The sequence below is a fragment of the Thiohalocapsa marina genome, assembly GCF_008632335.1.
GTDB lineage: Bacteria > Pseudomonadota > Gammaproteobacteria > Chromatiales > Chromatiaceae > Thiohalocapsa > Thiohalocapsa marina.
Genome location: NZ_VWXX01000019.1, coordinates 26,254 through 43,262, shown reverse-complemented (window position 1 = coordinate 43,262; position 17,009 = coordinate 26,254). Strand labels below are relative to the sequence as shown.

The window sequence follows — 17,009 nt, the reverse complement described above, 5'->3', positions numbered from 1 at the left end:
GATCAGCGGCCGTCTCTTTCGGCGTCGCTCATGGCCCTGGACCCGACCCTCAACTTCATGTCGACCATTGGAGAGAAACGCTGCGCCACTCAAGCGCCAGCCACTCGCGCTTGAGCGTCGACCTCCCGGGTCTTGAGCTCGGCACACAGAAACTTGTAACAGGGATTGCCGTGGGCGGAATGCAACCGATACTGCAGCTTGCCCGTGCGCCGGTAATGGAGCAGGTCCGGCACACCCGTCGCCCGGTGCCCGAGGTGCGCGAGCTGCGACGATCCGGCACTGGGATGCGCCGTGCGCGCTACCTGAGCGCCGCAGTGAAGGCGTCGATGACCCTGGACTGCGGATTGGCCGTGCAGGCTTCGCGGACGCGCTGTAATTGTTCGGAGACCCCCGTGTCATCGATGGTCGTTGTGTTGGCCCGCCCGGCCAGGTAGCCATCATAGAAGATCAGCGCAAAGGCGCGCTCTTCATCCGACTGCCGGGTGAGGTCTTGACAGGTTGTCTGGGTGAAATCCGCCTCTTTGGCGCTGGTCTGCTCGGCGGATTGGGTTGTCCCAAACGCCAGCATGGATGGCAGGATGCCGGGTATCTCGGCCTCGGGTCCCAGCGCCGCCGGCAGCGGCCGCTCGCGCTCGGGCTGCGCCGCGCACCCGAGCAGCGAGAGGGTCAGTATGACCGCGCCTGCCGAGCGTAGCCGCGCCCGGTCGGGGCGGCTAACCGAGCGCATCGCCGCGAAGCCGAAACAGCACCGCATACAGCAGCGGCACCACGATCAGCGTCAGGAGCATCGCAAAGGCCAGGCCGAATAGGATGGTCACAGCCATGCTCTCGAAGAACGGGTCCGCCAGCAGCGGCGCGACCCCGAGGATGGTGGTGAGCGCACCGAGAAAGACCGGTCGGGCGCGGCTGACGCTGGCATCGAGCACCGCGGCGACCCCCAGCTTGCCTGCTCGGCGCTCGGCATCGGCCTCGTCGACGAGCACGATGGAGTTCTTCACCAGCATGCCGATCAGGCTCAGGAAGCCGAGGATCGCCATGAACTCGAACGGCACCTGGAACAGAAGCAGGCCGACGGTCACGCCGACAATGGCCAGCGGCGCTGTGAGCCAGATCACCAGTGGCTGACGGATGGCGTTGAACATGATCACCACGGCGAGGATCATGGCCGTGAAGCCATAGGGTGCCGACAGGGCCAGCCCCGCGTTCGCCTCCCGGGATGCCTTGTATTCGCCCTCCCATTCCAGCGCATAGCCGGGCGGCCGCTCGATGGCCTCGATCTGCGGTCGCAGGCGCTCCAGGAGCGGACCGGACAGTGCGCCCGGCGGCGGATCGCACTGCGCCTTGAGCGTCGGGAAGCGGTCGACGCGGCGGATCATGGCGTCCACCCACTCCACCTCCACCCCGGTTACCAGTTGGCCGACCGGCAGGTAACGGCCAGCGGTGGGGCTGTAGACCTGGACGGATTCCAATTGCGCGGCCGTCAGCCGTTCCGGGGCCGGCGCGCGGGCGACAATGGGGATCAGCCGATCGCCCTCGCGGTAGACCCCCACCTGACTGCCGCTGAAGGCGCGGTTGAGCGCCGCGTTGATCTCGGTGATGCCGACCCCGGCGCGCTGCGCGGCCACGGTGTCGACCGCCGGGCGCAGCACCGGAACCTTCTGGCGCCAGTCGTCCTGGATCGCCACGGTCTCGGGGTCGCCCGCCATGATGGTCTTGGCCGCGTCCGCCAGGCGGCGCAGTACCGCGGGGTCTGGCCCACGGAACGCAGCCTCGATCTTCTTGCCGCCGCCGCGCCCGAGCATGAACTTCCAGACCTTGATGTCGGCGTCCGGATGCCGTGCCTCGAGCGCCTGTTGCAGCTCCGAGACCAGCGCCGCGATCTGGCCGGCGTCATCGACGTCGACCAGCAGCTGACCATAGGCGCTGTTCGGGTCTTCCGGGCTGTAGGTCAGCATGAAGCGCAGCGCGCCCTGGCCGATGAAACTGCTGACGTGGGTTACGCCCGGCTTGGTACGGACATGGTCCTCGGCCCTTGCCAGCTCCGCCGCGGTCACCTCAATGTCGGTGCCCTGGGGCAGGAAGAGATCGACGACGAACTGCGGCCGCGCCGACTCGGGCATGAAGCCCGGCGGCACCAGACCGAAACCACCGACCGCGGCGACCAGCAGCGCGATCAGCGCCGCCCCGGTCAGGACCCGGTGGCGCAGCACCACGCCCAGCAGCCCGCGATAGCGCCACAGCACCGGGCCGAGGCCCGCATCCGCCGCCAGCGGCTTGACCTTGAGGAAGCTGACGCACAGTAGCGGTGTGAGCGTGACCGCGAACAGCCAGCTCAGCAGCATCGAATAGAGGATCACCCAGAACAGCGAGCCGGCGTACTCGCCCATGTCCGTCGGCGAGAGGCCGATGGCGCTGAAGGCCAGGATGCCGACGGCGGTGCCGCCGAGCAGCGGCCACTGGGTCGCCTGGACCACGGCGATGGCGGCCCGGGTGCGATCTTCGCCGCGCTGCAGGCGCACCAGAATGCCATCGGTGACCACGATCGCATTGTCCACCAGCATGCCCAGAGCGATGATGAGCGCACCGAGCGAGATGCGCTGCATCGCGATACCGTCGAGCCACATCGCGATCAGGGTACCGGCCACGGTCAGCAAGAGGACGGCGCCGACGATGAGGCCGCTGCGCACGCCCATGAACAGCATCAGCACCAGCACGACGATGACCACCGCCGCGACCAGATTGGCAACGAAGCCGTCGACCGCCGCGCGCACCGCGTCGGACTGGTACGAGACGACGTTCAGCTCCATGCCCACCGGGCGCTGAGCCTCCAGCTCCGCCAGCCGGGCGCGCACGGCGTCGCCCATGGCCACGACATTGCCGCCGGCGATGTTGGACACCCCGAGACCGATGGCCGGCTGGCCGTCGTAGCGCATCAGGGCCTGCGGCGGCTCCACGCGCCCGCGCTCGATGCGGGCGACGTCCTTCAGAAAGATCACCCGAGCACCGCCAGGGGAGGCGAGGACGATGTTGCCGATCGCCTCGACAGAGTCGACCGCGCCGGTGGGGCTGATCTGGAGCCGCTGCTCGCCGGCGCGCAGATCGCCCGCCGGCGTAATCAGGTTCTGCCGGCGCAGCTGCTCGCCGATCGCATCGACCGAGAGCCCGAGCTGTGCCGCCCGGGCCGCCGAGATCTCGACGAAGATGGCCTCCTGCGGCGCGCCCAGCAGCGCCACCCGGGCCACGCCGGGCACCAGCGCCAGCTCGCGGCGGAGTTGGTCCACGTAGTCGTGGATCTGCTCCAGTCGGTAGCCGTCGCCGGTGACCGCAAAGAACAGGGCATAGACGTCGCCGAAGTCATCGTTGACCACGGATGGCCCGGCCCCCGGCGGCAGCTGCCGCTGCGCGTCGGCGACCTTGCGGCGCAGCCTGTCCCAGACCTGCTCCAGCTCGGCCTTGCTCTTGGCGAAGCGCATGTCGATCTCGACCTTGACCAGCGAGCTGCCCATGCGGGAGACGGAGCTGACCTCCTTGACCTCCTGCAGCTGCTGCACGGCGCCCTCGATGACGTCCGTGACCTCCTCGGCCACCTGGATCGGCAGCGCACCCGGGTAGGGCGTGATGACGACTGCCTGGCGAATCACGAACTCGGGGTCCTCGAAGCGGCCGAGCTGCTGGTAGGCGATCCAGCCGCCGACCAGCACGACCAGGGCGACGAGCCAGGCGATGGTGCGCTTGTGCAGGCTGTAGGCAGCGAGATTCATGGTCGGCGGCCCTTCGCGTTCCGACGTCTCATAGCGGATGGACCCGCATGCCGTCGCGCAGGTGATGCACGCCGGCCGTGACGATCCGCTCGCCGGGCTTCAGGCCCTCGCGTACCAGCAGGTCCGCGCCGCTGACCGGGCCGACGGTGATCGGCCGCCGCGAGACCCGCGCGCTGTCGGGGTCGACCACCCAGACGGTCGGCGCGCCGTCGGGTCCGGCCAGGACGGCCTTCAGTGGAATGCGCACGGCGGTCTCGCCCGCGCCGCTCTGGTCGCTGTCGGGAAAGACCTCGACCGACATCCCGGGAAGCAGCTGCACATCGGCCGGGCGAGCCAGTTCGAGTACGACCTCGTAGGTCTGGGTCTGCGGGTCCGCCTCGGTCGAAAAGGACTTGAGCGTCACCGGGAGCCGCCGCTCGGGCATCCCCTCGAACAGCGCATAGCCTGCCACCCGGCGCGGTTCGCCGCGCACGACGCGCTCCGGCACGTGGATGACGATCTCCAGCGCTTCGACATCCTGCAGGCTGACCACCGGCTCCTTGGCCTGCACGGTCTGAAAGTTTTCGACATACCGGCGTGCGACGACGCCGGTAAAGGGTGCAGCCAGACGGGTGTCGTCCACCTCCTTGCGGGCGGCGGCATAGCCCGAGCGGGCGACTTCCATGGCGGTGCGTTTCTGGTCCAGCTCGGCGCGTGCAACGGCCTTGCTCTTCTCCCAGAGCTGGCGCACCCGCTCGTAGTCCGCTGTCGCCTGATCGAGCTCGACCTGTGCCGCCGCGAGCCGGGTGTCGAACGCGGCGGGATCGAGGCGCGCGAGCAGCGCGCCTGCGTCTACCCGCTCACCCTCGGTGACCGCAAGCTCAACGATCCGACCGGATATGTCGAAGGCGAGCTCGACCCGCTGGGTGGCACGCACGCGTCCGGGAAAGTGCAGACCGGAGTCGAGAGTGCTGGCCGTGATCTCCAGGATCTCCGCCGGCCGCGACGGCGGGTCGATGGGCGGAGTCGGCGGTGCCTGGTCTTTGCAGCCGCCAAGCGCCGCGACCGTGAGCAGTACGGCCGTGAACCGGCCGCCACGGGCACGCTTGGGACAGTGCCGACGGCGGCATGGAGGCTGGTGAATCTGTGTCGACACGGTGGGCTCCTGGGGCGAAATCACACTGGTCATTTCGGACCGGCAGCGGTCGGGCAAGCTTCGGGGGCAAGCACCTTGTCGTCAATGTCCTCACCGCCCAAAATGGGCGCTCTAATCATCACCCCCGCTCGGCCGATCACGCAGCGCACCGTCCCGCGGCATTCCCCCAAAGAGCCAATTCAGTCATGACATTCGACTACGAAGACCTTGCACGCCACTTCGGCCACATCTGGCCGGTACACGTCGAGGAATTTACTGCACTCCTGATCGCGCTGCGACGGCAGTTCGGAGGGGACTTGGATCGCATGCTGGTGCTGGCGATCATTGGCTCGCGGACCCTATCGCGGCGCCGCATTGATGGGCTTTCATACGACGACTTCACGGTCTTGCGGAGAAACGAGCACGCGCCCGATCCGATCAACCTGCAGTCCATCGCCGACTGCAGCGGCATCCCCCGCGAGACGGTGCGCCGGAAGATCCGTGACCTCGAGGCCGCGGGTTGGATCGTCAAGCGGGAGAACGGCTATCTGCTGGCTTCGGCAGCCGCCGCCAGCGATCTTGCGCCGATGACAGAAGCGACCATGCGGTATCTGGTCATGATTGCGAATGCGTGCATTGAGGCGACAACGCAGAGCTGATCCGCCCGCGCGCCCAAGGACTGTCGGGCCCCTTTCAAGTGGCGTTTAATGAGGTCCACACCCTTGAAGGATGACCGCAAAGCATGGCATGGCGACCGCTGCGCGATTCAGATCGACCGTCAGCAATGGGTCGACACCGGACCACCCGAAACGGGAACTTCATGATTACCGGATTTCTGATGGCTGCTTGGCCAAGATTCGAAGTGACTTTCACACCGTGTTCACAATATTCCGAATCTGCCGATAAATTCTCCGCCTGGCCTGTTGGATGCAACGAGGCCGGTTGCCGCAATCGGGTCGGCCAGTCCAATGAACATGCCACGACAGCCACCCTTGGCAAGGGTGGCCTAGATCTGACAAGTCCCTATCAGACAGTCGGAGCCGGACTCGGGACAGGAGGCTTCAACAAACAGATCCTCGAGGTTATACCGACCCGGTAAGGCGAGCGAGGGCCTGCCAGAGCCGGAGACGCCCGTTACGACGATCAGCATCCGGCGCGGGATGAACCGCAGACGGGCCTGAGTAATGCGTGCTGCCTGAACCCTGAACCGCTTGGCCGGCCCGCGGCCGGCTGTTTCACGACAGGCGCCCGTATCAGTCCCGCGTAGCGAGGCTGCGACGCCGAAGCGCTGAGAGCAGGCGCTCGACGTTGCGCTTGTTCTTGCCCCAGTCATAGCACGGCAGCGCAAATGCGCTCTCGCTGCTGATCCTGATGACGTGCTCGGATTCGAACGCGATCTGCACGCGCTGGCCGGGTGAGAACAGCCCCGGATCGACCGTGGCGCGAATCGATTGGCCGTGGTCCTGAATGACCCACCAGGCAAAGGCGTTCAGGCTATCGCGGACGATGGCCCGCAGATCACCCTCCCCGTCCGGGATCGAGAACCAATCGACATGTTTCGGCGGACAGCCAAAGGCCATGGGCATGCTCCGTGAATGACGCCGGCGAGGAAGTACACCTCGCCTTTTTGGGGGGTGTCGCGGGTTGCAGGGACGGTGGCGCATCAGACGGCGTCTGATGGACAAGCGCCACTGGGCCTCAGTATCCCCAAAGAAGCGACAAAGCCTGTCGTTTAGGTTGGCGCACTACCGAGCCGCATCAGCTGGCGCCATTGCACACCGGCAAAGAGGGCGGCGATCGGTGGTGAGGCGTGCCCAGGAGCGGTGGAATCAGGAGCGGTGGAGTGAGGGGAGATGGCACCAGCGAAGACGGAATCAGGGTCAGGACTGACCCTGGATTCAGCGTTTCAGGCAATAGTCGCCGCTGATCAGCCAGCCGGACGGACAGGTGGAACCGATCCTGGGGATGGCCAGTCTGGCCTGCGGGCCAGCCAGGCAGTAGGCACCGCTGGTGCGGTAGCCGGTGGGACAGTTCCCGCGTCGTTCCAGCGCCAGCGTGGCCTGTGGGCCGGGGATGCAATACGCGCCGCTGGCGGTGTATCCGGTGGGACAGTTGCCGCGCTTGGCCATGGGGGTGAGTTCGAGGCAGGGTTGCGCGGCGGCTGCGAGCGGGATCAGCAGCAGCGCGGTGAGCCAGCGCACCCGGTTGGGCCATTGGTAGGGTGGTATTGGCATGGGTTGGCTCCTTTGCATAAAGACGACGGATGGAGACGCTTCAGCGCGGCGGCCTCAGCGCAGGGCATCGCGGATGGATTCGTTGATGCTGCTGCTCACCGCATAGCTGGTGGTGCGCACCCTATCCTCGTAGATGCGCCGGGTGCTCTCGGCCAGGACATCGCGCTCCGCATAACCGGAGCGCGGGCCATAGGCGGCGGATGGGCTGCCGCTACCGCCGCCGAGGGTGGCCGAGGAGGCATGCACCCAGGCGGCGTTGCTGGCGGCCTGGCCCTGGGCGACGACGCGGTTCTCGCCGTCGCGGGAGTAGTTCTCGTAACGGCTCGGTTGCAGCGAGCTGCAGCCGGCGAGCAACAACAACGTTGCCGTCAGGATGGTGGTCTTCATGGGTTGATCCTCCGCGGTATGAACACGACAGGCATGGCGGGGTGACCGCGCGCTGCCGGCTGATCGCTTGCCTGTAGCATGACATCCGGATGCGACAGTCCCCGTCGCGATCCGGGCCAGTGTGATCCGGGGCAGGCTGCCGCATCCGCGCGCTGTCGTCATCCGGCAAGGTTACCCGTGCCTTGATCCTGTTCCCCTGAAAACGCGCGCCCTGGGCGTCGGCTGCACGCGCTCAGTAGATCGCGGCCATCTTTCTTGCTTGCTCCGCCACGGTCCGGCGCAGCCCCTCGGGCCGGACCACCTCCAGGTTGTCACCGGCGCCGAGCAGCCAGCGCAGCAGTTGGCCCGTCTGCGGCAGGCGCGCATGGATGCGCATCTGGAAGGCGGCGCCCTCGGCCTCGTCCTCGGCCCGCTGTCCCTGGCTTAGCGGGCAGGCCAGCAGCAGCTGGGTCAGGTAGCCCCGCACCCGGATCTCTAGGTCGATCAGTTCGCCCTGACCGAAGTCCACCCGGCCTTCGGCCAGCGCCCGATCCAGGTCGAAGCCCTCGGCCTTGCGCACCCGCTGGTCCTCGCGCACCCGGGCGCCGGCGAAGCGGTGCAGCGCGTACAGCCGCACCAGGTCCTCGTCGTTCTTCAGCGCAAACAGATAGGGAATGGGCCCGCGCTGGATCAGGGCCTGCGGATGGATGACCGGCGTGCTGCGCTCGCCGTCGGCATTCTGGTAGACGACCTCGAGCGCCTGATGCTGTGCCAGCGCGGTGATCACCGCCTGCAATACATCGGGGTAGAGCTCCACCGGTTGCAGCCGCAGGGTGTCGGACACCACGCGCAGCTGCTGCTCTGTCAGCACCGGCGTATCGATCTCGTGCAGCAGCCGCTCCCAGAGCCGATCGAGCTGACGCCGCGGGATGGCCTCGGCAATCAGGTCCTTGACCTGGCGCAGGGTGTATTCCCAGATCAGGGCGTCGTCATCCAGCCCCTCCTCCAGGCGCCGGTAGCGCAGCGGCTTGCCGCCCGGGTTCACCGCCTGGATGCGCCCCTCCTTCACCAGGGTCTCCAGATCCCGCTGCAGGGCGCGCCGGCGCGCCTGTGGGCTGGCGGCCTCGTAGGCATCACCGAGGATCTCCAGCAGGCGCGCCCCGTCCAGGCACTGTGCATCCGCCGTCCCCGGTCGCGGCAGCAGCCGCTCCAGTCGTTTCAGCCGTTGCATGCGGCTGTGATACCTGCGCTCGTCCTCGGCCATGCCCGTGCCCTCGTGATTGGCAGACGCCCGTCTCAAACCCGTTCGCGACATAGGATGACGCATCCGGGTGGTTCAATGGAACCCAGTTCGGGGCGATCGGGTTCCGGCCGGAACCGGCCGGGACCGGCGAAGCGTGCCCCAGCACCCGTTTCGACATCACCGCCGCATCAGCCCGGATCATCGACCAACAGGAGTCGCCATGCCCAGCAAACAACGCCCCCTGTCTTCCAAGGATCTGCTCGAGCGCATCGGCCTCGGCGAGGCGCAACCGAACAATCTGCTGCAGGACGAACCCCTCTCGGACCTGCTCGAGGAACTCGACGGCGACCTCGGCGCCGTGCTGCAGGAGCGCTACCGGCAACTCGGCGTGCGCCACGTCTTCAAGCCCGGTGACCTGGTGCGCTGGAAGCCCGGCCTGAAGAACCGCCGCCTGCCAGGCTACGACACCCCCGCCGTGGTGCTCGAGGTGCTGGACACGCCGATCCACGACGGGGAGCAGGAAAGCGGCAGCGCCTACTTCCGCGAACCGCTCGATCTGGTGCTCGGCATGTTCTGGGACCGGGGCAAGGCCCGCGGCGATTTCGTCTCCTACTATCTGGACAGTCGCCGCTTCGAGCCCTGGTCGCGTGACTGAGGCCGCCGAGCAGCATGCCACAAATCCGTGACCCGCAGTCACACGCCTACTCAAGCACACAGTCACGCATCGACCCAGGAGAAGTCCACCCCATGCCTGCCAAAACCGACCTCTTGCGCAGCGATTTCAGCAGTCTGGATCCGCGCACCGTCCGCCTCGCGCGCCTTGGGCTGAGCATCCATGCGCTCGGGCACGCGCGCAGCAACCTGCATCGCAGCATTGCCCGCAACGAGGAGCTGATGTCCCTGGTGCTACCCTTGCTCGATCCGCAGGCGCTGGCGAACTGGGCCAGGCAGCAGCAGGCGCGCATCGAACCGGCCACCTACGACACCCTGCGCAACCTCGAGCGTGAGGGGTCGCTGGTGCTCGGTGAACTCGACAGCGACGACGCCGAGCTGTTGCTGTCGCAGCTGTTTCGCGGTCATGCCGGGGCGCTGGAACGGCGGCTGGCGAGCAGTGATGTTGCCGGGCCAATCAATCCCAATATCCGCTTGCTGGCCGAGGCCCTGACGTTTGATGAGACCGAAATGCGGGTGCTCGACTATCTGGATCTGTACATCAACTCGCAAGCGCTGCGCCTGCTGTTGCGCGAGCAGTCGCGTGACTCCGCCCGCCTGCAGCGCGTGCGGCTGGCGAAGGTGCTCGAGCTGGATTCCGGCACACTCGCTCGCTGCCTGCATCCCGCCGCCGCGCTGCGCCGGCTGGGTCTGCTCGCGTATGAGGACGATGCAGACCTGGAGGATTTCCTGCGCCCCAGCGACCTGCTGCGCCGGGTGCTGGATGCCGATCTCGGGTGCATCGAGGATCTGCTCGACCTGCTGATCGAACCGGCGCCCGCGGCCGACTGGTCGCTGGAGGATTTTCCGCATCTGAGCGCGGCTGCCACACGTCTGTCGGCGTCGCTTGCGCGCGCGAGCGAGACGGCCACGCCGGGGATCAATGCCCTGCTCTACGGCCCGCCCGGCACCGGCAAGACGGAGTTTGCCCGTGCCCTCGCGGCGCACCAGGGTCTGCGCCTGTATCAGGTGCGCAGCGCCGACGAGGATGGCGACGGGCTCAGTCGCAGCGGCCGCCTGTCGGCCTATCTGCTCGCCCAGCGCCTGTTCGCCCGGCGCCGCGATGCGCTCTTGTTGTTCGACGAGGTGGAGGATGTGTTTGAGCCGGACTATGGCCACTTCGACTTTCTGGGGCGTCGCACCGGCGGTCGGCAGAAGGCCTGGATCAACCGCATCCTCGAGGACAACGCGGTGCCGGCGATCTGGATCACCAATCACGCCGAGCGCATGGAGCCGGCCTTCCTGCGCCGCTTCGTGCTGCCGGTGGCCTTTCGCACGCCGCCGCGCTCGGTACGCCGGCGCATGGTCGAGCGCCATCTGGGGCCGGTGGGGGTCTCGCCCGCGCTGCTCGATGAGCTGGCCGCCGACGACCAGCTGGTGCCGGCGCAGTTCGGTGTTGCCCGCACGCTGACCGCCCTGCACACCAATGCCGATGCCGATCCGGATGCGGTGGCGCGCGAGGTGATCAGCGCTCAGCGTCAGCTGCTGCGCGGCAGCCCGGCGCCCCGTCAGCGGGAGTCCGTGACCCGCTTCGACGCCGACTTCCTGAACCTGGACGGCGATCTGACCCCGGCCGACATCCTGGGTGCCTTCGAGCGGCGTGGCCGCGGCACGCTGTGCCTGTACGGCCCGCCAGGCACCGGCAAGACCGAGTTCGCCGAAGTGCTGGCCCAGGCCCTGGATCGGGAGCTCATCGTGCGCCAGGCCTCGGATCTCATCTCGCCCTATGTCGGTGAGACCGAGCAGAACCTGGCCGCACTCTTCATCGGCGCCGATCCGGTGCACAGCGTCGTGCTGCTCGATGAGGTCGACAGTTTCCTCGCCAGCCGTCAGCATGCCAAGAGGCAGTGGGAGCGCACGCAGGTCAACGAGCTGCTGCAGCAGATGGAGCGCTTTCCCGGCCTCTTCATCGCTGCGACCAATCTGATGAGCGGCATCGATGCCGCGGCGCTGCGCCGGTTCGACTTCAAGCTGCATTTCCGCCCGATGGGCCCCGAGCAACGCCTGCGCCTGTTCGCCCGCGAGGTCTACGGCGATGCCGAGGCGCCGCTTCCGGCGCTGATCAGTTGTCACCTGCGCGCGCTGGAGCAACTGACGGTCGGAGACGTGGCCAATGTCTGCCGCCAGCGTGCGTTGCTGGGCCATGCAATGACGCCGGAGCAGTTCCTGCGGCGGCTGGTGGCAGAGGTGCGGTTAAAGGGGGTGGATCAGGCCGTTGCGGCCTGAGTGCCGGGGCCCGTACGAGCCCGCCGCCCGCTTCGGCCCGGCCATCGGTCAGCGCTCTCGCGGCTGCTCGTGGAGTGAAACGCTTCGAGAGCGCTCTGCCCTGAACGGCTGAAGGGGGCCCAGGCGACCGAAGGCGCATGCAGCTGATTTCATCAACGGTGTATCCCAGGCGCACCAAGCAGTCTCTTTTCACCCGACCGGCAGCAGGCAAACCACATGATCCACGACACCGCAGCATCCTGGGCCCCTGTGGCCTGGATTGACACCCCCGAACAGGTCCACTATCCAGGGCAATCGCATCACTCGAGGCTAATTTTCGTGGATCCTGATGCTTTGCGTTTGCTCGGCAGATCGGGCGGCATGAAGAGCAACTTGGCCAGGTACTGTTCATCCCAGCCCGCCTTCAGGCGTTTGTTCTGCAGGCCGAGTTTGGTGCCGTCGTTTTTCAGCCGGCTCAGCGCGAGGTGCCGCAGCACGGCCAGGTTCTCCCGCGCGTTGGGCTCGCGTACGCGCGAGTCGTCGTCGCGGAAGGCGACATCCAGGCTCCAGTGCAGTTGATTCTCCACCGTCCAATGCGTGCGCACAGCGCGCGCGAAGGTGGCCGCCTCAAGGCCGATGCTGCCGATGTAGAAGCGCAACTCGCGGGTCAGCTTGCCGTTGACCTCGCGCTCGGATTCGACCATCCCGATCATGTTCATGTCCTGCCAGGCCGTGCGCTGCGGCACCGCCTCAAGGTTGCCCAGGGTGCGATAGCGTCGCCTCTCGCGTCGACCATGACCGGTTTCAACCGTCTCGACCACCTCCGAGCGGTACCCCGCGTAGTCGCGCACATCGGCCTCGATAAAGGCCTCTACGACCTCGGCGGCCAGTGTCCCCTGATTGCCCTTGAGCGCCAGTACGTAGTCGGCGCCACGCGCACGAATCAAGGCGGCGATCTTCACCTGAGCGCCCATGGCATCGAGGGTGACAATGCAGCCTTGCAGGTGCAGCAGCTCCAGCAAGCGCGGGATGGCGGTGACCGCATTGGACTTCGCCTCGGTGGCCACCTGACCGAGCACCATGCGGTTGGCGCTGGCCCAGGCGCTGACCAGATGCAGCGCGCCCAGACCTGCGCCTCGATCATGCGAGCGGCGCGAGGTCTTGCCATCCACCGCAATGATCTCCCCGGGAATGCATTCGCGGATCGCCTCCACCCAGGCGCGAAAGCAGGCCTCGAACGCCGCCGGCTCCAGCAATGAGAAGACCCGCCCGAAGGTATCGTGTGCGGGAATCCCGTTCGGCAGTTCCAGAAACTGTTGCAGCCACGCGCGCTTGGCGCGCCCGAAGGCGGCGATGGCCACCCAGCCATCGGCGCCGCAGAGCACCGCGGCGATGGCGATCACGACCATGTCCCCGAGCGTGTGCCGGCGCTTGAGCGCACAGCGCAGGTCATCGAGCTCGGCGAAGTGCTGGACAAGGGTGCGATCAGCGGCAAGCGGGGTCATGGGGGAATGGCGCTAGTTTAAGCGGAGTCCAGGCGGCAACTCGCTGAAAACGTTTGAGAAGGCTGGCAAGGGTGATACGGTGAACGGTGACCAAACCACACCGATCACCCTTGGGAGTCCAGCCATCATGCAACCTAGCCACAGCGCCGTGTCACGGCAACAGCGCCGCATCCTCTCCGAGGCTCAGCGCAGCGATTCCTACGCCTTCTTCAACCTGTTGACCGGGAAGGACTTGCTCGACGATGTGGAGTCATTGCTGCCGGCCCATCGTGAACGCCTGTTCCCACCGACGGAGACATTGTCGATGTTCCTCGCGCAGGTACTCAGCAGCGACGGCAGTTGTCGCCAGGCGGTGGACGACGCTGCGGTGAAGCGTTTGGTGGCGGGCCTGCCCGAGTGCAGCACGAACACCGCGTCGTACTGTGCCGCCCGGGCACGGCTGCCGCAAGCGATGCTCAAGACCCTGACGTGGCGCACCGCCGAGGTCATGGCACGCGATACGCCGGATTGGTGGCTGTGGCGCGGTCGGCGCGTGCGTTTGGTCGATGGTGCCACCGTGACCTTGGCCGACACCGAGGCCAACCAAGCGCAATATCCGCAGCCGAGCGGCCAGCGGGCCGGACTGGGCTTCCCGATCCTGCGCATGGTGGCGCTGATTTGTCTGGCCAGCGGTGCGGTGCTGGACGCGGCCACCGGGGCCTGCACGGGCAAGGGTGCCATCCCGCTGAACAATGACCTCCGGCCGTGCCGGCCGCGCCCTACCGCGTTAGCGGTTTAGTCCAGTACTTCACAATCAGCCTCCTGCCAATTGCTTCGCAATGCTGCGGCACACACATCTATCCTGACAGCGGGGGTTGAAGAAGTCGATGATAGCGGTGATCTTCTCTCGCAGATCATCGACCGAGAGGAAGTTGCCCCGGCGGATGACTTTGCGTGCCAGGACCGAGAACCACAGCTCGATCTGATTGAGCCAGGAGGCGTGCTTGGGTGTGAAATGGAAGACGATGCGATGGCTGGGGTCACGCAGGAAGCGCTCGCGGGTGGCCATGGACGTGAGGATGCCATGTTTGCCCTTGACGCCGAGATCGATGGTGAGACCGCGGGCGTCAGCGACCAGACGCACCACGGCCTCGGAGCAGTGGATGTTGAGGTTATCCATGACCAAGTGCCAGCAGGTGGTGGCACCGCGTCGGGCGAGCAGAGTGGCGAGCCACTGCGCGAAGTCCTGCTCGGTGCGTGTTGGGCCGAGGTGGTAGGTTACCTGGCCGGTGGCCACATCGAAGGCCGCGATCAGCGTCAGCGTGCCATGGCGGATGTATTCGAACTCACGCCGCTCAATCAAGCCAGGGCGCAACGGCAAGGTGACACCGGCGCGCTCGAGCGCCTGCACCCCGGTCATCTCATCGATGCTGCACGTCTCGATGCCAGCCGCAGCCCGCTCAGGTACCAAGCGGTAGGTCTCGCAAACATCCCGGCACTTCTCATCAAACTGCGCGTCGCGCGGTGTGTTGATCCAGCCGCGCACCCGGTGCGGCTTGAGGTCTGCCTCGCGCAGGAAGCGTCCGATCGAGTCCGGCGAGATCGAGGTGACGATGCCGCGGGCGATCGCCTCAGCGGCCAGCTCGGCGTGGGTCCAGTGCGTCAGCGCACGCCCGTCTGGCATGGTGACCGCAGATTCGATCGCTGAACGCGCACTTTTCAGTTTCCATGGATTAGCGTATAGTGTAAGCGATCCACAATGTGGTCAAAACGCAGAAAAGCGAATCCTCGTCGAGACAGAGGTTACATGAAATATGAAGATCAGGATGTTGCAAATAGCACCTTTTGCCTTTATCGCTGCAGCGACTTTTTCAGGCGGAAGCAGTGAGGTATACGCGCAAACAGGAGTGCATTTTGGCCTGGCCGATAACTTGATAAAGTCGCAGGACAACCAGCGGATCGTTGGAGGTCAGGATGCGAGTATCGAAGACTATCCCTGGCAAGTTGCCCTCATGTCTGGCAATTTCCAGTTTTGCGGAGGCAGCATACTTAGTGAGCGCTGGGTACTAACCGCCGCTCACTGTGAAAATAGCAGTCTGACTCACATACGCGCAGGCGTTACCAACAAGACGGATAGCGCGACTGGTCAGGACATTGCCGTACTCCGGCAGATACCGCACCCGAACTACGGTCAGTTGAATGAATTGGACAGCGACATGATGTTGCTGGAACTCGCGGCCCCCATTGATCTCTCGGGTAGCAAGGCGATGCCGGTACCCATCATGACGCAGGAGTTGGCAGGGGCCGGCTTACAGGATCCGGGTGTTTCCGCCAAAATATCAGGATGGGGCGCTCTTTCTGAGGGCGGCAGTTCAAGCGATATTTTGCAGGAGGCAACAGTTCCTGTTGTCTCCAATGCAGAAGCAGCCGAGGAGTACGGTGCCGGATCCATTACGCCGAACATGATTGCCGCGGGTTATCCTGGGATCGGCGGGACCGACACATGCCAAGGTGACAGTGGTGGTCCCATGGTGGTGGAGGACCCGGACCCAACAAACCTGAAAGGTTACCGCCTCGCCGGTGTAACCAGCTTCGGTATTGGCTGCGCCAGGCCAGATTTTGTTGGCATCTATGCGCGGGTATCTCAGTTCGAGAATTGGGTGTTAGGTAAATTATCGACCGGGGAATGCTTGTTGAACTGGGCAGAGCGCTCTTATCCATCGATGTTCGCTCCCGCCGGACGTGAGACGCAATTCTCCGACCCCTACGATTTTCGCTTCTATGCGCACACCAACTCCTACCTCGGGGTTTCGCGCGTGGACAATCATGTTTACTATCTGGACTCGAATGGCTTTTACGACGTTGGCCTGATGAGCGACTGGTTACCGCAGGCAGGTTGCGAACCAAAGCCAACGGAATGCCTGTTCGATTGGGCGGAGCAGCAATTCTCGGAAATGTTTCCTCCCTTGGGTGGTATTGATGTCGTCTCTTACACTTACAGTTACAGGTACTATCCAATGATCGGTACGTACCTTGGGCTCAATTCGGCCGATAACCAGATTCGGTACATTGCCGCCGACGGTATCGAGAGAGGAGCAGGCTCGTATGATTACTGGATGGAGCAGTCGGGGTGTAATGCACCGCTTATGGAAACCGCGGCGGAGAAACGGGAGAATTAAGAAATTGCTGTATTAAATCCATGGGGGTGCGGCCGATATCGTCGCCCGCTGGCGGCTGCGGGCTAACGGGCGGGCGTCAGTCATTGCATCCGGGGCAATCGCCTCACTCCAGGCCAATAGTCGATGATCCTAATGCTTTGAGCTTGCTCGGCGGATCAGTTGGCGTGAAGAGGAGCCTGGCCAGGCACTGCTCATCCAGCCTGCCTTCAGGCGTTCGTTCTGCAGGCCGAGCTTGGCGCCGTCGTTTTTCAGCCGGCTCAGTGCGAGATGGCGCAGGATAGCGAGGTTCACTGCGCTCTGGGCTCACGCGCGCGAGTCGTCGTAGCGGAAGGCGCATCCAGGCTCCAGTGCAGTTGATTCTCCACCGACCAGTGCGTGCGCACAGCGCGCGCGAAGGTGCCACGAGCACGGATCAAGGCGACGATCTTTAGGTGATAGCCCATGGTGTCGAGGGTGTGCTTCAGGTGCTTTCGAATTCGAAGCCGACCACGGCGCGCTTGTCGCAGCTGAAGGCCACTCCGATACGATGGATGGGCTGTTGTACGGCGCGGTACTTCTCCGCATACCCCTTGTCCTTGATCTGCTGCAGCGCGCTGCCGGTGTCGGTCAGCTCCACCACCTTGAATTCGAACAGGACGGTAATCGTTCAGACCCCTCCGCCGAAATCAGCAGCCTGGAAGACAGCTCGCGCCCGATGCGCGAGCGTAGCGAC

The 17,009-nt window shown here is 65.5% G+C and carries 13 protein-coding genes and 3 pseudogenes; 5 read left to right on the top strand and 11 right to left on the bottom strand.

The window, feature by feature from the left end:
- Nucleotides 1–298 precede the first annotated feature (298 nt).
- The 3 genes from F2Q65_RS12310 to F2Q65_RS12300 are packed head-to-tail and all read right to left on the bottom strand — an operon-like array spanning nucleotide 299 to nucleotide 4,896.
- Complete coding sequence (locus F2Q65_RS12310) at nucleotides 299–727, bottom strand: HdeA/HdeB family chaperone (RefSeq protein ID WP_170265678.1); 429 nt, start codon at nucleotides 725–727, stop codon at nucleotides 299–301.
- Nucleotides 714–3,761, bottom strand: coding sequence for an efflux RND transporter permease subunit (locus tag F2Q65_RS12305; RefSeq protein ID WP_150093715.1), 3,048 nt, complete (start codon nucleotides 3,759–3,761; stop codon nucleotides 714–716). Before F2Q65_RS12305 ends, F2Q65_RS12310 begins: the two co-directional genes overlap by 14 nt.
- 28 nt (nucleotides 3,762–3,789) lie before the next feature.
- Complete coding sequence (locus F2Q65_RS12300; RefSeq protein ID WP_211354025.1) at nucleotides 3,790–4,896, bottom strand: efflux RND transporter periplasmic adaptor subunit; 1,107 nt, start codon at nucleotides 4,894–4,896, stop codon at nucleotides 3,790–3,792.
- Nucleotides 4,897–5,081: 185 nt separating this feature from the next.
- On the opposite strand from F2Q65_RS12300, the gene F2Q65_RS12295 reads away from it, so the two are divergent.
- Nucleotides 5,082–5,534 (top strand): helix-turn-helix domain-containing protein, encoded by a 453-nt coding sequence (locus tag F2Q65_RS12295; RefSeq protein WP_150093713.1) that lies wholly within the window; start codon nucleotides 5,082–5,084, stop codon nucleotides 5,532–5,534.
- Nucleotides 5,535–6,128: 594 nt separating this feature from the next.
- Here the strand turns inward: F2Q65_RS12295 and F2Q65_RS12290 are convergent.
- The 4 genes from F2Q65_RS12290 to F2Q65_RS12275 all read right to left on the bottom strand — a co-directional run bounded on the left by F2Q65_RS12290 (nucleotide 6,129) and on the right by F2Q65_RS12275 (nucleotide 8,739).
- On the bottom strand, nucleotides 6,129–6,455 hold the full coding sequence (locus F2Q65_RS12290) for a hypothetical protein (protein ID WP_150093712.1): 327 nt from the start codon (nucleotides 6,453–6,455) through the stop codon (nucleotides 6,129–6,131).
- Nucleotides 6,456–6,773: 318 nt separating this feature from the next.
- A complete protein-coding gene (locus F2Q65_RS12285; RefSeq protein WP_150093711.1) occupies nucleotides 6,774–7,109 on the bottom strand; it encodes a hypothetical protein in 336 nt (111 codons plus the stop codon).
- A gap of 54 nt (nucleotides 7,110–7,163) precedes the next feature.
- Nucleotides 7,164–7,496 carry a hypothetical protein gene (locus F2Q65_RS12280; RefSeq protein WP_150093710.1) on the bottom strand — a complete coding sequence of 111 codons (333 nt, stop codon included), beginning with the start codon at nucleotides 7,494–7,496 and terminating at the stop codon, nucleotides 7,164–7,166.
- Between the two features lie 232 nt (nucleotides 7,497–7,728).
- Entirely contained in the window at nucleotides 7,729–8,739 is a 1,011-nt protein-coding gene (locus F2Q65_RS12275) for a helix-turn-helix transcriptional regulator (RefSeq protein WP_150093709.1), read from the bottom strand.
- 199 nt (nucleotides 8,740–8,938) lie between these two features.
- Between F2Q65_RS12275 and F2Q65_RS12270 the strand changes: the two genes are divergently transcribed.
- Together F2Q65_RS12270 and F2Q65_RS12265 are read left to right on the top strand one after the other, a co-directional pair.
- The gene (locus tag F2Q65_RS12270) at nucleotides 8,939–9,373 is read left to right on the top strand and encodes a hypothetical protein (protein ID WP_150093708.1); all 435 of its coding nucleotides are present in this window, start codon (nucleotides 8,939–8,941) and stop codon (nucleotides 9,371–9,373) included.
- A 92-nt stretch (nucleotides 9,374–9,465) separates the two neighbouring features.
- The gene (locus F2Q65_RS12265) at nucleotides 9,466–11,655 is read left to right on the top strand and encodes an AAA family ATPase (RefSeq protein ID WP_150093707.1); all 2,190 of its coding nucleotides are present in this window, start codon (nucleotides 9,466–9,468) and stop codon (nucleotides 11,653–11,655) included.
- A 299-nt stretch (nucleotides 11,656–11,954) separates the two neighbouring features.
- On the opposite strand, the gene F2Q65_RS12260 is transcribed toward F2Q65_RS12265, so the two are convergent.
- The gene (locus tag F2Q65_RS12260; protein ID WP_246156188.1) at nucleotides 11,955–13,139 is read right to left on the bottom strand and encodes an ISAs1 family transposase; all 1,185 of its coding nucleotides are present in this window, start codon (nucleotides 13,137–13,139) and stop codon (nucleotides 11,955–11,957) included.
- Between the two features lie 127 nt (nucleotides 13,140–13,266).
- Between F2Q65_RS12260 and F2Q65_RS19980 the strand changes: the two are divergent.
- A pseudogene (locus tag F2Q65_RS19980) lies at nucleotides 13,267–13,857 on the top strand (transposase); the annotation flags it as partial.
- Between the two features lie 162 nt (nucleotides 13,858–14,019).
- Here the strand turns inward: F2Q65_RS19980 and F2Q65_RS12250 are convergent.
- A pseudogene (locus tag F2Q65_RS12250) lies at nucleotides 14,020–14,538 on the bottom strand (transposase); the annotation flags it as partial.
- A gap of 394 nt (nucleotides 14,539–14,932) precedes the next feature.
- Here F2Q65_RS12250 and F2Q65_RS12245 point away from each other — a divergent pair.
- Entirely contained in the window at nucleotides 14,933–16,297 is a 1,365-nt protein-coding gene (locus F2Q65_RS12245) for a serine protease (protein WP_150093705.1), read from the top strand.
- A 129-nt stretch (nucleotides 16,298–16,426) separates the two neighbouring features.
- Here the strand turns inward: F2Q65_RS12245 and F2Q65_RS19490 are convergent, their stop codons facing one another.
- Both F2Q65_RS19490 and F2Q65_RS12240 read right to left on the bottom strand, forming a co-directional pair.
- Nucleotides 16,427–16,588 (bottom strand): hypothetical protein, encoded by a 162-nt coding sequence (locus F2Q65_RS19490; protein WP_170265676.1) that lies wholly within the window; start codon nucleotides 16,586–16,588, stop codon nucleotides 16,427–16,429.
- 169 nt (nucleotides 16,589–16,757) lie between these two features.
- A pseudogene (locus tag F2Q65_RS12240) lies at nucleotides 16,758–16,931 on the bottom strand (PD-(D/E)XK nuclease domain-containing protein); the annotation flags it as partial.
- Nucleotides 16,932–17,009: the final 78 nt, after the last annotated feature.

Bases quoted from the DNA above. Each gene is read 5' to 3' on its own strand.
- F2Q65_RS12285 (WP_150093711.1), bottom strand. From the start codon at position 7,109: ATGCCAATACCACCCTACCAATGGCCCAACCGGGTGCGCTGGCTCACC.
- F2Q65_RS12275 (WP_150093709.1), bottom strand. From the start codon at position 8,739: ATGGCCGAGGACGAGCGCAGGTATCACAGCCGCATGCAACGGCTGAAA.
- F2Q65_RS12280 (WP_150093710.1), bottom strand. From the start codon at position 7,496: ATGAAGACCACCATCCTGACGGCAACGTTGTTGTTGCTCGCCGGCTGC.
- F2Q65_RS12270 (WP_150093708.1), top strand. From the start codon at position 8,939: ATGCCCAGCAAACAACGCCCCCTGTCTTCCAAGGATCTGCTCGAGCGC.
- F2Q65_RS12245 (WP_150093705.1), top strand. From the start codon at position 14,933: ATGAAGATCAGGATGTTGCAAATAGCACCTTTTGCCTTTATCGCTGCA.
- F2Q65_RS12310 (WP_170265678.1), bottom strand. From the start codon at position 727: ATGCGCTCGGTTAGCCGCCCCGACCGGGCGCGGCTACGCTCGGCAGGC.
- F2Q65_RS12265 (WP_150093707.1), top strand. From the start codon at position 9,466: ATGCCTGCCAAAACCGACCTCTTGCGCAGCGATTTCAGCAGTCTGGAT.
- F2Q65_RS12290 (WP_150093712.1), bottom strand. From the start codon at position 6,455: ATGGCCTTTGGCTGTCCGCCGAAACATGTCGATTGGTTCTCGATCCCG.
- F2Q65_RS12260 (WP_246156188.1), bottom strand. From the start codon at position 13,139: ATGACCCCGCTTGCCGCTGATCGCACCCTTGTCCAGCACTTCGCCGAG.
- F2Q65_RS12305 (WP_150093715.1), bottom strand. From the start codon at position 3,761: ATGAATCTCGCTGCCTACAGCCTGCACAAGCGCACCATCGCCTGGCTC.
- F2Q65_RS12295 (WP_150093713.1), top strand. From the start codon at position 5,082: ATGACATTCGACTACGAAGACCTTGCACGCCACTTCGGCCACATCTGG.